Source organism: Streptomyces sp. NPDC059037 (genome assembly GCF_042740015.1).
Classification (GTDB): Bacteria; Actinomycetota; Actinomycetes; order Streptomycetales; family Streptomycetaceae; genus Streptomyces.
The window spans coordinates 1-15278 of sequence record NZ_JBHYIG010000113.1 but is presented as its reverse complement, the minus strand read 5'-3'; the positions used below and the strand labels follow the sequence as shown (position 1 = coordinate 15278).

Sequence of the window (15278 nt, the reverse complement as noted above, 5' to 3'; positions counted from 1 at the left end):
CATGAGTGACGAGGCGCGCGGGGGCGTGGAGCCGGGCGGGGGCGTGGAGTTGGGCACGGAGGCTGAGGTGGAGGCGGAGTTGATCAGTGGTGCGGAATCCGGCGAGGCCGCCGTGGCTCAGGGGCGTTCGGGGGAAGGGCCGCTGCTGCTCGGTGTGCGGCACCACGGGCCGGGGTCGGCGCGGGCGGTGCGGGCCGCGCTTCAGGAGGCCGCTCCCCGAGTGGTGCTGATCGAGGGGCCGCCGGAGGCCGACGCGTTGGTGCCGCTCGCGGCGGACGAGGGGATGCGGCCGCCGGTCGCGCTGCTCGCGCATGTGGTGGACGAGCCGGGCCGTTCGGCGTTCTGGCCGCTCGCCGAGTTCTCTCCGGAGTGGGTGGCGATCCGGTGGGCCGCGGGGGCGGGGGTTCCGGTGCGGTTCATGGATCTGCCGGCGGCGCATTCGCTGGCGCGGGAGGAGAGCGCGGCGGATTCGGATGCGGATTCGGATTCGGATGTGGACGCCGACGTGGACGCGGTGCGGATCGATCCGCTTTCCGTGCTCGCCGAGACCGCCGGATACGACGATCCCGAGCGGTGGTGGGAGGACGTCGTGGAGCACCGGGGCACGGGCGGGGACGTGTTCGCGCCGTTCGAGGCACTCGGCGAGGCCATGGGGGTGCTGCGCGAGGAGTACGGGAGCGGCGGGCACGACCGGGACCTGGTCCGAGAGGCGTATATGCGGATCCAACTCCGTGCGGCACAGCGGGAGTTCGGTGGCGATCAGGTCGCCGTCGTGTGCGGGGCCTGGCATGTGCCCGCGCTGCGGCAGAAGGTGACCCTGGCGGCTGACCGTGCGCTGCTCAAGGGGTTGCCCAAGGTGAAGGTCGACATGACCTGGGTGCCCTGGACGCACCGCAGGCTGGCCCGGGCGAGCGGGTACGGGGCGGGGATCGCGTCGCCCGGCTGGTACGGGCATCTGTTCAGTGTGCCCGACCGGCCCGTCGAGCGCTGGCTGACCAAGGTGGCGCGGCTGCTGCGTGACGAGGACAGGATCGTGTCGTCCGCGCACGTCATCGAGGCGGTGCGGCTCGCGGACACGCTCGCCGTGATGCGGGGGCGTCCGCTGCCGGGGCTGACCGAGACGACGGATGCGGTCCGGTCGGTGCTGTGCGAGGGCTCCGACGTACCGCTCTCCCTCGTGCACGACAAGCTCGTCGTCGGGGACGTCCTCGGGGAGGTGCCCGAATCGGCGCCCGCTGTGCCGTTGCAGCGGGACCTCACGCGGCTGCAGCGGAAGTTGCGGCTCAAGCCGGAGGCGCTGGAGCGGGAGTTGGAGCTCGATCTGCGCAAGGAGACGGACGCGGCACGCAGCAGGCTGCTGCATCGCCTCCGGCTCCTGGGGGTCGGCTGGGGCGAGCCGGCGGAGTCGCGGGGGAGCACGGGTACGTTCCGGGAGACCTGGCGGTTGCGGTGGGAGCCGGAGCTTTCCGTGCGGGTGGCGGAGGCGGGGGTGTGGGGGACGACGGTCCTGGCCGCGGCGACCGCGAAGGTCGAGGCCGAGGCGGTGGGGGCGAGGGCGCTGGCCGATGTGACCTCGCTTGCCGAGCGGTGTCTGCTGGCGGAGTTGCCGGATGCGTTGCCCGTGGTGATGCGGGTACTTGCGGATCGGGCGGCGTTGGATGCGGATGTCGGGAACCTTGCGCAGGCGTTGCCTGCGTTGGTTCGGGCCCTCCGTTATGGGGATGTGCGGGGTACGGGGACGGCTGCGTTGGGTTCTGTGGCTGTGGGGCTTGCTGAGCGGGTGTTTGTGGGGTTGCCCCCTGCGTGTGCGGGGCTTGATGAGGACGCGGCCTTCGTCATGCGGGGGCACGTTGATGCGGTTCACCAGGCGGTGGGGCTGTTGGGGGAGTTGGAGTCGGCGCCTGGTTCGTCGGTGCCCGGCAGTGGGGCGTTGTGCCCACCCGTTCCGCCCTGCGGAACGCCTGCCCACAACGGGAAGGACGGCGGATCGACCGTGGCTCCCCACAACGGGGAGGACGGCGGATCGGCCGTGGCTGCCCACAACGGGGAGGACGGCGGATCGACCGTGGCTCCCCGCAACGGGGGCGGCTCGGTGGGCCGCGACGAGGGTGGGACGCCTGCCCGCAGCGTGAGTGGGGACGGGCATGGTTTGAAGCTGCGGTGGTGGGGTGTGCTTCGGGTGTTGGGGGAGCGGGAGAGTGTTGTTGGGGTTGTGCGGGGGCGGTGTGTGCGGGTTCTCATGGATTGTGGGGAGTTGGGGGAGGGGGAGGCTGCTCGGTTGATGGGGCTTGCTCTGTCTCGGGGGAATGAGCCCGCTGAGGCCGCTGCCTGGATCGAAGGGTTCGTCGGGGGCGGGTCCGGGGGCGGCATGTTGCTCGTGCACGACGAGCGGTTGCTCGGGCTTGTCGACGAGTGGTTGAGCGGGGTTTCTGACCAGGCCTTCACCGATGTGCTGCCGTTGCTGCGGCGCACGTTCTCCGCCTACGAGCCGGGCGTGCGGCGGACGTTGGGGGAGTTGGTGCGGCGCGGGCCCTCGGTGGGTGGCGGCGGCGCGTCGGCCGTGGACGGGGGCATACCCGGCTTCGGGAGCGATCTTGATGCGGAGCGCGCGGATGCCGTTCTGCCGGTGGTGAGCCTGTTGCTCGGGGTCGGGGTCGGGGTCGGGCTCGGGCTCGGGGTCGATGGCAGTGGCGAGCTTGTGGGGGTGGGCCGATGACGCGGGGCGCGGCAGCAGGAAGCGTGGAGCAGGGCGCGGGCGGGGACCCCGCGGCCGAGCGGTTGCGGCGGTGGCGGCTGGTGCTCGGCGGGGAGTCGGCGGACGGCACGGGGTGTGCGCTCGGCGGGCGGGACGCGGCGATGGACGGGGCGCTCACCGCGCTGTACGGCGGTGGGGAGGAGAAGAAGGGCCGGGGGCGGGAGCGTTCGGCGGGGCTCGGGGCGTCCGCGCCGTCCGTGGCTCGCTGGCTCGGGGACATCAGGACGTACTTTCCGTCGTCCGTCGTCCAGGTCATGCAGCGTGACGCCATCGACCGGCTCGGGCTCTCCACGCTGCTCCTGGAGCCGGAGATGCTGGAAGCCGTGGAGGCCGACGTGCACCTGGTGGGCACGCTGCTCTCGCTCAACAAGGCCATGCCCGAGACGACCAAGGAGACCGCGCGGGCCGTCGTACGCAAGGTGGTCGAGGACCTGGAGAAGCGGCTCGCCACGCACACCCGCGCCACCCTCACCGGGGCGCTCGACCGCAGCGCCCGCGTCAGCAGGCCGCGCCACCACGACATCGACTGGAACCGCACGATCGCGGCCAACCTCAAGAACTATCTGCCGGAGTACCGGACGGTCGTGCCCGAGCGGCTCATCGGGTACGGGCGGGCATCGCAGTCCGTGAATAAGGAGGTCATCCTCTGCATCGACCAGTCGGGGTCGATGGCCGCGTCGGTCGTGTACGCCTCGGTGTTCGGCGCCGTGCTCGGGTCGATGCGGTCCATCAGCACCAGGCTCGTCGTCTTCGACACGAATGTGGTCGATCTGACCGATCAGCTCGACGATCCGGTGGATGTTCTGTTCGGTACGCAGCTGGGTGGCGGTACGGACATCAACCGGGCGCTCGCGTACTGCCAGTCGCAGATCACCCGCCCCGCGGACACGGTCGTCGTCCTCATCAGCGACCTCTACGAAGGGGGCATACGCGACGAGATGCTGAAGCGGGTCGCGGCGATGAAGGCGTCCGGAGTGCAGTTCGTGACGCTGCTCGCGCTGTCCGACGAGGGGACCCCCGCGTACGACCGCGAGCACGCGGCAGCGCTCGCGGCGCTCGACGCACCGGCGTTCGCGTGCACCCCGGATCTCTTCCCCGAGGTGATGGCAGCGGCGATCGAAAGGCGCCCTCTACCCATACCGGACATGAATACGCATCGGTAACAGGGGACTTGCGCGATGGCGGGCGGCCCGTGCGAGGATCGGCGGGCTTCACTTCCGGAGCATCGCGCTCAGCGCCGAGTTCCGTGTCTCGCCCCGCCCCACCCAGCCGAGGAACCACCTCATCTTGACCTCTGCAGCTGTCGTTCGGCCCGATGCCGCTGTGCGCATGGTGCGCGCGGTGGCCGGGCGGCGTGCGCTGCAAGTGGTGCTGCTGCTCGCGGGGTTGCTCGCGCTCGGCTTCCTCTGCGGTGAGCGGGCGCAGGCGGCCGATGGGCTGCCGGCTCCGGATCGCATGGAGTCCGCGCGGTCGGCCGACACGGACGTGCGCGAGGGTTCGGCCGCAGCGGCGGGGGGTGACGACTCCGCCGAGCCGGTCCGTGAATCGGCCCGCGCCGCGCACACGACGGTGCGCGAGGCTCCCGGTGAGCTCGCCGCCGGCGCCCGTGCCGGTGTCGATGCCGCCGAGCCCGTCGTCCGTGGCGTACACGATGTCGCCGTGAACGGGGTCGTGCGTCCGGTCGTCGACGAGGTCACCGGACTTCTCGCCGGCGCCCCGGAGCGAGTGCTGCCGGACATGCCCGAGCTGCCGCGGCCCGGCACCGGGCTCGGTGACGGCGAGGATGCCGACGGCGGTCCCGGGGCCGATGCGCCGGACGGCGCCGCCGATTCGCGTGGCGGTCAGAGCGAGGCGAATGCCCGGGCGCACGAGGGGCGGACGTCCCATGCGGCGAAGGCCGGGTCCTCGTACGGCAGCGGTGATGCGTACTCCGTCGGTCGGCTGACGCGCGGTGACGGTTCCTGGGGCGGCGACGTCTCGGGAAGCGCGCTCCGCGGCGGGCACGTGCCGCTTCCCGCGCCCGGTGGTCCGGTGCGGACGCTGGGCGGTCCTTCGGCCGGTGACGGAAGTTCGACGCGGCACGGCGATCCGGGTGCCGCATCGGGCGAAAGCCGTGCGCCGGTGCGGCTCCTTGCCGGCGCCGGGGCCTCTCAGGTCTCCGCGTCCCTCCGCGACAGACACCGGGACATTCCCGAATTCCCTGGCTAGGGCAGCCCTTTCCCCGCGATGACCTGCCGCGCGGGGGCGGAACAGGTCTGCCCGCCGGTCCCCGGATGGTTCCGAACATCCCCTGACCGGATCCACAGCCAGAGTTCGAATTCGAAGGATCTGACGCAAGCATGAACAAGAACATCCGCCGTTCCATCGTCATAGCCGCCGGTGTCACGGGTGCCTGGGCGCTCGGTTCCACCGTCGCCAGCGCGGACGAGCTGCCGCAGCACTCCATCGCCCTGCCGGACCAGGCGTCCGACGCGGTCGAGGACGTCACCGTCGACGACGTCTCGGTCGACGACGCCAAGGGCGACGCCGCCGAGGCCAAGGCGAAGGCCGGGGCCAAGGCGAAGGCCAAGGCCAAGGCCAAGTCGACCGTCGCGGACGCGAAGTCCACCGTCGCCGACGTGCGCGCCGCTGCCCCCAAGGCCGACCTCCCCAAGGCCGATCTCCCCCAGGTCGACGCCCCAGCCGTCAGCACCCCGGACGTCCGCACCCCCGACGCCGGCGCCCCCGAGGACTCCGTCGACTACCTCTTCGGCCCCCTCTCCGCCTTCGCCCCGGAGCTGGAGAACACCACCGAGACGGCCACCGCGACGGCCGCCGCGGCCACCACCACCGCCACCCCGATCGTCGACGAGACGGCCACGGCCGTGCTGCCGCCCGTCGCCGCCACCGCCGTCGCCGGCGTCGTGCCGGTCGCGGGCCAGGCGGTCAACGACGTCACGTACCTGGCGCAGGGCGTCGTCGGCGATGTCCAGCCGTTCGCCGGTGGGGTCGTCGGCGAGGTCGGGCCCTTCGCGCAGGGTGTCGTCGCCGATGACGTGCAGCCCTTCGCGGGCGGTGTCGTCGGCTCGGTCTCGCCGCTCGTGCAGACCGTCACCGACCAGGTGCGGCCCGTCGTCCAGGGTGTCGGCGGCAGCGCCGACCAGCTGGCGTACGGCGTGACGGGCGACGTGGCGCCGTTCGCCGGTGGTGTCGTCGGTCAGGTCTCGCCCTTCGCGCAGGACCTGACCGGCACCGTCGCCCCCGACGCGCAGGCGCTCGCCGGGAACGCCGTCACCGGCGTCCAGGGCGTGACCGACTCGATCGCCCCGAGCTACCTGCCGACGTACGAAGAGGCGTACAACGCGACGTACGACGCGACGTACAACGCGACGTACGGCACCACCCAGGGCGCGACGTCCGGCATCTGAGGCACAGAACCGCGATGACCTGATCGCGGAAGCGACAGCCGTACGGCGGCATCCGTGCCACCACTGGCCTTACCCGTCGTACCAGCCGTAACAGGCGCAAACGGGCGGCCCCTGGATCCACAGGGGCCGCTCACCTCAGCGTTCGGGCGGGTGTGAGGGCGAGGTGAGGGCAGGATCTGTGACAGTCATCACCGCCCAAATGTGATCCGCGATTTAGGGACCCGCGTCCCTCGGCGATAACCTGCGAGACGGACATGCCGCGTACCGGACTCCGTCCTACGCCTCCCTTGTGACAGCGCAGTCACGTTGCCCTCCGCGGCACGCCCACGCAGACAGCTGACCACAATGCAGCGAGATCGCAGCGAGATCACGGAAAAGGGACGGACGCGCGTGGACCTGTTCGAGTACCAGGCGAGGGACCTCTTCGCCAAGCACGGTGTACCGGTGCTGGCCGGTGAAGTCATCGACACGCCTGAGGCGGCGCGCGAGGCCACCGAGAAGCTGGGCGGCAAGTCGGTCGTCAAGGCGCAGGTGAAGGTCGGTGGCCGCGGCAAGGCCGGCGGCGTGAAGCTGGCGGCGAACCCGGACGAGGCCGTCGCTCGCGCGACGGACATCCTCGGCATGGACATCAAGGGCCACACGGTCCACAAGGTGATGATCGCCGAGCTCTCCCCGGAGATCGAGGCGGAGTACTACGTCTCGTACCTCCTCGACCGCACCAACCGCACCTTCCTCGCCATGGCGTCGGTGCAGGGCGGCATGGACATCGAGGAGGTCGCGGAGAAGACCCCCGAGGCCCTCGCGAAGGTCCCGGTCAACGCCGTCGAAGGCGTGAACATCGAGAAGGCCCGCGAGATCGTGGCCCAGGCGAAGTTCCCGGCCGATGTGGCCGAGGGTGTCGCCGAGGCCATGGTGACCCTGTGGGACACCTTCGTCGCCGAGGACGCGCTCCTCGTCGAGGTCAACCCGCTGGTGAAGACCAAGGACGGCCGCATCCTGGCCCTGGACGGCAAGGTCTCGCTCGACGAGAACGCCGACTTCCGCCAGCCCGACCACGAGGCGCTCGAGGACAAGGACGCAGCCAACCCGCTCGAGGCTGCTGCCAAGGCCAAGAACCTCAACTACGTCAAGCTCGACGGCGAGGTCGGCATCATCGGCAACGGCGCGGGTCTCGTCATGAGCACCCTGGACGTCGTCGCGTACGCCGGTGAGGCGCACAACAACGTCAAGCCGGCCAACTTCCTCGACATCGGCGGCGGCGCTTCGGCCGAGGTCATGGCGAACGGCCTGGAGATCATCCTCGGCGACCCGGACGTCAAGTCCGTGTTCGTCAACGTCTTCGGCGGCATCACCGCGTGCGACGAGGTCGCCAACGGCATCGTCCAGGCGCTTGAGCTGCTCAAGTCCAAGGGCGAGGAAGTCACCAAGCCGCTGGTCGTCCGTCTCGACGGCAACAACGCGGAGCTGGGTCGCAAGATCCTGAGCGACGCCAACCACCCGCTCGTGCAGCGTGTGGACACCATGGACGGCGCGGCCGACAAGGCCGCCGAGCTCGCGGCCGCGAAGTAAGGGACGAGGGACAGAACAGCCATGGCTATCTTCCTCAACAAGGACAGCAAGGTCATCGTCCAGGGCATGACCGGTGCCACGGGCATGAAGCACACCAAGCTCATGCTGGGTGACGGCACGAACATCGTCGGCGGCGTGAACCCGCGCAAGGCGGGCACGAAGGTCGACTTCGACGGCACCGAGGTACCGGTCTTCGGCTCGGTCAAGGAGGCCATGGAGGCCACGGGCGCCAACGTGTCCGTCCTCTTCGTGCCGCCGGCCTTCTCCAAGGCCGCCGTCGTCGAGGCGATCGACGCCGAGATCCCCCTCGCGGTCGTCATCACCGAGGGCATCGCCGTCCACGACTCCGCCGCCTTCTGGGCGTACGCGAAGTCGAAGGGCAACAAGACCCGCATCATCGGCCCGAACTGCCCCGGTCTCATCACCCCGGGCCAGTCCAACGCCGGCATCATCCCGGGCGACATCACGAAGCCGGGCCGCATCGGCCTGGTCTCGAAGTCCGGCACGCTGACGTACCAGATGATGTACGAGCTCCGTGACATCGGCTTCTCGTCGGCCGTCGGCATCGGTGGCGACCCGGTCATCGGTACGACGCACATCGACGCCCTCGAGGCGTTCGAGGCCGACCCCGACACCGACCTGATCGTCATGATCGGCGAGATCGGCGGCGACGCCGAGGAGCGCGCGGCGGACTACATCAAGGCCAACGTGACGAAGCCGGTCGTCGGCTACGTCGCGGGCTTCACCGCCCCCGAGGGCAAGACGATGGGCCACGCCGGCGCCATCGTCTCCGGCTCTTCTGGCACCGCACAGGCCAAGAAGGAGGCCCTTGAGGCCGCCGGGGTCAAGGTCGGCAAGACGCCGACCGAGACGGCGAAGCTGGCGCGGGCGATTCTGGCCGGCTGAAGCTTGACCTAGCTGTTGAAGGTGGGCCCGCATCTCTACGGAGGTGCGGGCCCGCTTTTGTCTGCGGGGCGGATGTGGCTGGTCGCGCAGTTCCCCGCGCCCCTTCGGGGCGCCTATCCCGCCTGCGGGCTCAGGCGTTCCGGGCCGTTCGACAAGCCCTCGCGGAGCTTCTTGTGGAGGGACTGCTCCTCGTACGACAACGGGCCCGGGCCCATTCTCGGCGGGACTCCGTTGATGGCCTTGCCCGGGGACTGCGGGGGCTCGTAGTGGGTGGGGGCCGTGCGCAGGGTCAGGGCCGTGGCGCCGATGATCAGGGCCGTGAAGGCGATCGCGGCGCGGGTCCAGAGGCGGGCGCGGTGTTCGCTTCCGGTGCGTACCCGGTCCGCCTTCGGGGGCTGCAGTTTCTCTGCCTTGCAGAGTTCACTCAGACGCTCGTGCAGGGCGTCAGGGGTCGCCGCGAGCTCCGGGATCTTCTCGATGATCGTCTCGTGCGCGCGCAGCAGCCGGTTGGCCGCAGCGGGCGTGCTCGCCTCCGTCTCGGCCGCCGTCTCGGGCAGGTCGAGGCCGACGCCGTCGTAGAGCAGCAGGGTGCGGCGCTGTGCGGGCGGCAGGCTCATCAGTACGTCGAGGAACGCGCGGTCCGCCGGTTCGGCGGGCGGGGCTTCCGGATGCCGGTGGGCGGGGCGCAGACGGTGCCAGGGCGACATGGCGTACTCGTACGCCGCCGCGCGGACCCAGCTCGCGGGGTGGCGGTCGACCGCCACCTCGGGCCAGCGCTGCCAGGCGAGCTGGAAGGCGCGTTCCACCGATTCCTGGGCGAGGGTGCGGCGGCCGGTGAGGAGGTAGGTCTGGCGGACCAGGGCGGGGGCGCAGGTCGCGCAGAGGGCGTCGAAGGCTTCCGCGGGGGTGAGGGTCTTGGCGGGCGGGGGGTCTGGCGTGGCTGCCGCCACTGCGCCGGGCGTCGGCCTGCCGTTGCTCTTGGCGGCGCTCGGCGGGGTGCGTTGGGCCCGCCCGTTCCGCCGTGCGGCAGAGGCGGCCGGCTGCTGCTCCTCTGCGAACGTCGCCAGGAGTTTCGCGTAGATGTCGCGTCTGCGGCCGCGTGGGGTGGTGCGGCCCGATTCCCAGGAGCGGACTGTCTCCCTGGTGACGCCCACCTTTGTGGCGACCTCCGCCTGGCTCAGGGACTTTGCCTCGCGCAGTCGCCGGCGTTCCTTGGGGGACGGCAACGGGGTAGCAGGGCTCTGGGTCATGTCGGACTCTCCGCGCCGGGGGCCGTGTGCCGTCGTGCGGCGGGCAGCCGGGCGCAGCTGATCCGCCGTACGAAAAAGTACATAAACGTATCTTGAGCGACACATCGGGTATTTGCCTGTTACGGGGAGAAAGTGCGTGTCGTTGGGAGCATGGTGGCGTGACTCACATCACCTACCGCAGCTCTTCGTTGCCGCCCCTGAAGCCGCTGTTGGAGCGGGCGCGCGGCCGCTCACCCGGATTGGCGACCTGCCTGTTCGGCGGGGCCGTCGCCGCCGGGCTCGGGCTCGGTTCGTTCGCCGTCCTGGTGATGGTGCTGTGGATCAGCTCGCCCTATCCGGACAGCGGGCCCGGCGGGGCGCTGCATGTCGCGGCCGCGGTGTGGCTGATGGCCCACGGCACGGAGCTGATCAGGACGGACACGCTTTCCGGGGTGCCCGCGCCGGTCGGTGTGACCCCGCTGCTCCTGGTGGCGCTTCCGGGCTGGCTCGTGCACCGGGCGGCGCGGGACGCGGCGGATCCGGAGGGGCGGGCGATGGCGGTGCGGACCGCGTGGTGCGGGGTGGTCGGCGGCTATCTGCTGGTGGGTACGGCGGCGACGCTGTACGCCGCGGGGGGTGAGCTGCAGCCGTCGTGGTTGAGCGCGGTCGTGCAGGTGCCGCTGGTGGCGGCGGTCGCCGGGGCGGTGGGCGTGTGGACGGCGCACGGGCGGCCGCGGCAGCCGCTGCCGGGCCCGGTGGCGCGTGCCCTGGGCGCCCTTCCCGAAGGGGTACGTCCCTTCTTCGTACGCCTCTTCGTACGCCGATATCTGCTGGCCGCCACGCGGGCGGCGGTGGCGGGGGCGCTGGTGCTCGTCGGCGGTGGCGCGCTGCTCGTGGCGGTGTCGCTCGTGCTGCACGGGGGACTGGTCCGGGAGTCGTTCGCGCAGGTCACGGACGTGTGGCCGGGGCGGTTCGCGGTGCTGCTGCTCGCGGTGGCGCTGGCGCCGAACGCGGCGGTGTGGGGTGCGGCGTACGGGCTCGGGCCCGGCTTCGCGCTGGGTACCGGGAGTGTGGCGGGGCCGCTCGCCGTGGGTGCGGGGCCGTTGCTGCCGGCGTTTCCGCTGCTGGCCGCGGTGCCGGGGGAGGGGCCCGGGTCGCCGCTGACCTGGGCGGCGGGGGTGGTGCCGGCGGTGGCGGGCTGCGTGGTCGCGTGGTTCACGGCGCGGGCGGCGGCGCCTGCGTACGGGGAGCGGGACGAGGCGTGGTCGCGAAGGTGGACGGCGCTGGTCGCGGGGGTGGCGGCGGTGCTGTGCGGGGTGGCTGTGGCGGTGCTTGCCGCGCTGGCGGGTGGGCCGATGGGGGTGGCCGTTCTCGCGGAGTTCGGGCCGGTGTGGTGGCAGGCGGGGGGTGCGGCGGTGGCCTGGACCGCGGGGATCGGGGTGCCGGGGGCGTTGGCCGTGCGGGCGTGGAGGCGGTGGGCTGCGCCGCGGAGGGGGCGGCTTCGCTTGCCCCGCGTGCGGTTGCCTCGTCGCCGGGTCGCTCCTGCACTGGAGGTTGCCGCTCCGCCGCCCGCGGAGTTCGAGCCGTACGACTTCCTGCCGGGCGGCGGCGACTGGCACGAGGACGCCGCCCGCGAGGCCCGCTGGACCGCGCTACGGGAGGCGGGGCAGGGCCCTCCCCCTCCCCCCTGAACCATCGAAACCCGGCGGCAAGGGCTGTGCCCACCCTTCCCCAAGCTCTCGGCTCCGCTCGAGCAGGGGAGACCCCACTCGCCCTGCGGAACGCCTGCCCGCAGCGGGGGCGGGGGCGGGTGGCCGGGAGAGCCGTTCCTGAGCCCGCCCGCACACGGCGGGGGGCGGGTGCGGGGGTGGGTGGCTGAGAGGGCCGTCTCTGAGCCCGCCCGCACACGGCGGAGGCGGGGCGGGGGGGGTGCTGCCGGGTGATCGGGTGGGTGGGTGGGGCAGGTTCGCCGCGGAGCGGCGGGAAATCCTGCGCTGCGGGGTGATCGGGTGGGTGGGAGAGGGGCGACCGCCGAGGGGGGAGGCGACCGCCGAGGGGGATCAGTCCCGGTCCGCGAGCAACGGCCGCAGCTCCTCCGGCAGGAGCTCCTCGCAGGACTGCTTCGACGTGGTCGTCAGCGCGTCGTTCACGCACGTGTAGTAGTCCCGGTACACCAGCTGCGCGGCAAACGTCGCCGCCACCATCGCCAACGCGAGCGAAGCCGTCACCAGGCCGCTGATCGCCGCGGTCGTCTGCGGCTTCGTGCTCGAGGCGTCGGCCGCAGGCCCCTGCTTGGCGGGCGCGGGCGCGGTGGCGGGAGCCGGAGCCGTCGGATCCGGAGCCTTCGGCTTCGCCCGCAGCGAGCTGATGCCCCAGTACAGCGCCAACGCGCCGAGCAGCAGCGCGACGTACCGCCAGCCGAAGAGCGCGAAGAAGAAGGCCCACATGCCGGAGAGCAGCGCGTAACGCGCGCGGCGCTGGGCCGGGTCGGTCGGGTCCCAGCGCATACCGGAGCCGGAGCCGGAACCCGAGCCGGAAGGACCGTCGGGGCCGGACCCCTGCTGGCCGGGCCGCTCGCCGAAGCCGCCCTGGGAGCGGCCGGGCTGCCGGTCGCTCCACTGGCTGCCCCAGGGGGAGTTGCCCTGGTCGGGAGAGTCGCCGCCGTTGCCGGGGCGCGGGCGCCACGGCTGGTCGGGGGTGCCCTCGGGCGGCGGCGCGAAGGGGTTGTCGTCCTTCTTGTCGCTGGAGGAGCCCGACGACCCCGACGACCCCGAAGAGTCCGAAGAGCCGGAGTCCTGGGAGTCCTGCGGCGGGGACGACGGGCGGCCGTCGCGCAGCAGCGTCGAGCCGCGCTCCCCTCCGTGCGTCAACCCGAACGCGAAGGACAGCGGGAGGCGGAGGCTACGGTCCGGCATCAGGTGTGCGTCTTCCCCTTGGTCGAGCGAGCTGTGTACGAGCTTCGGCAGCGGCATGGCGCCGTGGCACAGACGCTACCTCCCGGCCGCGCCCCCGTCCCGTGAGGGGCGCCTCCGTGTGCCGGTATCGTTGCTGACGGTCGGCCGCTTCGTAGAGTTCCCCGTATCGCGGGGCACGAAGCCTTTGTATGACCGTACAAAGCTGCCGTACAGAGCCGCCGTACAAGACGCACCTCCCGAGAAAGGGCCCCGCTGTGGCCAAGAGCCCTGTGGCCAAGCGCCTCGTCGTGCTGGTCTCCGGATCAGGCACGAATCTGCAGGCTCTGCTCGACAAGATCGCGACGGACGGGACGACGGGCTACGGAGCCGAGATCGTCGCCGTCGGCGCGGACCGCGACGGCATCGCGGGTCTTGAGCGGGCCGAGCGGGCCGGGATCCCCACCTTCGTGTGCCGGGTCAAGGACCACGCGGACCGCGCCGCGTGGGACGCGGCGCTCGCCGAGGCCACGGCCGCGTACGAGCCCGACCTGGTCGTGTCGGCCGGGTTCATGAAGATCGTGGGGAAGGAATTCCTCGCACGGTTCGGCGGCCGGTTCGTGAACACGCACCCCGCCCTGCTGCCCAGCTTCCCCGGGGCCCACGGTGTGCGCGACGCGCTCGCGTACGGCGCGAAGGTCACGGGATGCACCGTCCACTTCGTCGACGACGGCGTCGACACCGGCCCGATCATCGCCCAGGGCGTGGTCCCGGTCGGGGATGAGGACGACGAGAGCGCTCTGCACGAGCGCATCAAGGAAGTCGAGCGAAGGCTGCTCGTCGATGTCGTGGGGCGTCTGGCCCGCAACGGCTACCGCATTGAGGGACGAAAGGTACTTATCCCGTGACCGCCGAAGGTACGCACGGTTCGCAGCGCCCGATCAAGCGCGCGCTCATCAGCGTCTATGACAAGACCGGGCTCGAAGAGCTCGCGCGCGGGCTGCACACGGCCGGCGTCGAGCTCGTCTCGACCGGTTCGACCGCCGCGAAGATCGCCGCCGCCGGGGTGCCCGTCACCAAGGTCGAGGAGCTGACCGGCTTCCCCGAGTGCCTGGACGGCCGGGTCAAGACGCTGCACCCGCGCGTGCACGCGGGGATCCTCGCCGACCTGCGCCTGGAGGACCACCAGCGGCAGCTCGCCGACCTCGGCATCGAGCCGTTCCAGCTGGTCGTCGTGAACCTCTACCCCTTCAAGGCGACCGTGGCGTCGGGCGCGACGCCCGACGAGTGCGTCGAGCAGATCGACATCGGCGGCCCCTCGATGGTCCGCGCCGCCGCCAAGAACCACCCCTCGGTGTCGGTCATCACGAGCCCTTCCCGGTACGCCGACGTGCTCGCCGCGGTCCGTGACGGCGGTTTCGACCTGACCGCGCGCAAGCGCCTCGCCGCCGAAGCGTTCCGGCACACCGCCGAGTACGACCTCGCGGTCGCCTCCTGGTTCGCGGACGACTACGCCGCCGACGGCTCGCCCTTCCCCGAGTTCCTCGGCAGCGCGTACGGCCGCAAGAACGTGCTGCGCTACGGCGAGAACCCGCACCAGAACGCGGCCCTCTACGTCGACGGCAACGGCGGCCTCGCGGAGGCCGAGCAACTGCACGGCAAGGAGATGTCGTACAACAACTACACGGACACGGACGCCGCCCGCCGTGCCGCGTACGACCACGCCGACCCCTGTGTCGCGATCATCAAGCACGCCAACCCGTGCGGCATCGCGATCGGCGGGAACGTCGCCGAGGCGCACCGCAAGGCGCACGCCTGTGACCCGCTCTCCGCGTTCGGCGGTGTCATCGCCGTGAACCGGCCGGTCACCAAGGAGATGGCCGAGCAGGTCGCCGAGATCTTCACCGAGGTCATCGTCGCGCCCGAGTACGAGGACGGCGCGCTCGAAGCCCTCACCAAGAAGAAGAACATCCGCGTCCTGCGTGCCCACCGGGCGCCGTCCAACGCGGTCGAGGTCAAGCAGATCGACGGCGGCGCGCTGCTCCAGGTCACCGACCGGCTGCAGGCCGACGGCGACAACCCGGCCAACTGGACGCTGGCCACCGGCGACGCCCTGAACCCGGGCGAGCTCGCCGAGTTGGAGTTCGCCTGGAAGGCGTGCCGCGCGGTGAAGTCCAACGCGATCCTGCTCGCCAAGGACGGCGCCTCGGTCGGCGTCGGCATGGGCCAGGTCAACCGCGTCGACTCCGCGAAGCTCGCCGTCGAGCGGGCGGGCGCCGAGCGCGCGCACGGTGCGTACGCCGCGTCCGACGCGTTCTTCCCGTTCCCCGACGGCCTGGAGATCCTCACCGAGGCGGGCGTCAAGGCCGTTGTCCAGCCCGGCGGTTCGGTCCGCGACGAGCTGGTCATCGAGGCCGCGCGGAAGGCCGGAGTGACGATGTACTTCACGGGTACGCGGCACTTCTTCCACTGACATCGCCGCTCACCACAACGGGCCGTGCCCCCCTCAAGAGGGGGGCAC

11 protein-coding genes are annotated in these 15278 nt (G+C 71.7%); 9 read left to right on the top strand and 2 right to left on the bottom strand.

Translation table 11 applies throughout. The features are described 5' to 3' along the window. Window position 1: 1 nt before the first annotated feature. From ACFWY6_RS23125 to sucD, 6 genes are all read left to right on the top strand, one after another. Window positions 2–2716, top strand: coding sequence for a DUF5682 family protein (locus tag ACFWY6_RS23125; protein ID WP_384693415.1), 2715 nt, complete (start codon window positions 2–4; stop codon window positions 2714–2716). Beyond that, window positions 2713–3918, top strand: coding sequence for a VWA domain-containing protein (locus tag ACFWY6_RS23120; RefSeq protein WP_384693412.1), 1206 nt, complete (start codon window positions 2713–2715; stop codon window positions 3916–3918). Before ACFWY6_RS23125 ends, ACFWY6_RS23120 begins: the two co-directional genes overlap by 4 nt. Window positions 3919–4042: 124 nt before the next feature. Beyond that, on the top strand, window positions 4043–4963 hold the full coding sequence (locus tag ACFWY6_RS23115; RefSeq protein WP_384693409.1) for a hypothetical protein: 921 nt from the start codon (window positions 4043–4045) through the stop codon (window positions 4961–4963). Window positions 4964–5094: 131 nt separating this feature from the next. Continuing rightward, on the top strand, window positions 5095–6162 hold the full coding sequence (locus ACFWY6_RS23110; protein WP_384693406.1) for a hypothetical protein: 1068 nt from the start codon (window positions 5095–5097) through the stop codon (window positions 6160–6162). 390 nt (window positions 6163–6552) lie between these two features. Next, a complete protein-coding gene (gene sucC, locus ACFWY6_RS23105) occupies window positions 6553–7731 on the top strand; it encodes an ADP-forming succinate--CoA ligase subunit beta (RefSeq protein WP_384693403.1) in 1179 nt (392 codons plus the stop codon). Window positions 7732–7752: 21 nt separating this feature from the next. Continuing rightward, window positions 7753–8637 (top strand): succinate--CoA ligase subunit alpha, encoded by an 885-nt coding sequence (gene sucD, locus ACFWY6_RS23100; protein WP_055552078.1) that lies wholly within the window; start codon window positions 7753–7755, stop codon window positions 8635–8637. Window positions 8638–8750: 113 nt separating this feature from the next. Here the strand turns inward: sucD and ACFWY6_RS23095 are convergent, their stop codons facing one another. After that, window positions 8751–9887, bottom strand: coding sequence for a helix-turn-helix domain-containing protein (locus ACFWY6_RS23095; protein ID WP_384693400.1), 1137 nt, complete (start codon window positions 9885–9887; stop codon window positions 8751–8753). Between the two features lie 158 nt (window positions 9888–10045). Between ACFWY6_RS23095 and ACFWY6_RS23090 the strand changes: the two genes are divergently transcribed. After that, window positions 10046–11557 carry a DUF6350 family protein gene (locus tag ACFWY6_RS23090; protein WP_384693398.1) on the top strand — a complete coding sequence of 504 codons (1512 nt, stop codon included), beginning with the start codon at window positions 10046–10048 and terminating at the stop codon, window positions 11555–11557. Window positions 11558–11926: 369 nt separating this feature from the next. Here ACFWY6_RS23090 and ACFWY6_RS23085 read toward each other — a convergent pair whose 3' ends face one another. Next, window positions 11927–12781 carry a hypothetical protein gene (locus tag ACFWY6_RS23085; protein WP_384693395.1) on the bottom strand — a complete coding sequence of 285 codons (855 nt, stop codon included), beginning with the start codon at window positions 12779–12781 and terminating at the stop codon, window positions 11927–11929. 254 nt (window positions 12782–13035) lie between these two features. Here ACFWY6_RS23085 and purN point away from each other — a divergent pair, with 254 nt between their 5' ends. Both purN and purH read left to right on the top strand, forming a co-directional pair. After that, the gene (purN, locus tag ACFWY6_RS23080; RefSeq protein WP_384693392.1) at window positions 13036–13665 is read left to right on the top strand and encodes a phosphoribosylglycinamide formyltransferase; all 630 of its coding nucleotides are present in this window, start codon (window positions 13036–13038) and stop codon (window positions 13663–13665) included. Beyond that, entirely contained in the window at window positions 13662–15230 is a 1569-nt protein-coding gene (purH, locus tag ACFWY6_RS23075; protein WP_384693389.1) for a bifunctional phosphoribosylaminoimidazolecarboxamide formyltransferase/IMP cyclohydrolase, read from the top strand. The genes purN and purH overlap by 4 nt, the downstream gene beginning before the upstream one ends. Window positions 15231–15278 lie beyond the last annotated feature (48 nt).

What these genes read in the sequence shown, in the direction of transcription:
- ACFWY6_RS23120 (WP_384693412.1), top strand. Translation starts at nt 2,713, where the DNA reads ATGACGCGGGGCGCGGCAGCAGGAAGCGTGGAGCAGGGCGCGGGCGGG.
- sucD (WP_055552078.1), top strand. Translation starts at nt 7,753, where the DNA reads ATGGCTATCTTCCTCAACAAGGACAGCAAGGTCATCGTCCAGGGCATG.
- ACFWY6_RS23125 (WP_384693415.1), top strand. Translation starts at nt 2, where the DNA reads ATGAGTGACGAGGCGCGCGGGGGCGTGGAGCCGGGCGGGGGCGTGGAG.
- ACFWY6_RS23110 (WP_384693406.1), top strand. Translation starts at nt 5,095, where the DNA reads ATGAACAAGAACATCCGCCGTTCCATCGTCATAGCCGCCGGTGTCACG.
- ACFWY6_RS23095 (WP_384693400.1), bottom strand. Translation starts at nt 9,887, where the DNA reads ATGACCCAGAGCCCTGCTACCCCGTTGCCGTCCCCCAAGGAACGCCGG.
- ACFWY6_RS23085 (WP_384693395.1), bottom strand. Translation starts at nt 12,781, where the DNA reads ATGCCGGACCGTAGCCTCCGCCTCCCGCTGTCCTTCGCGTTCGGGTTG.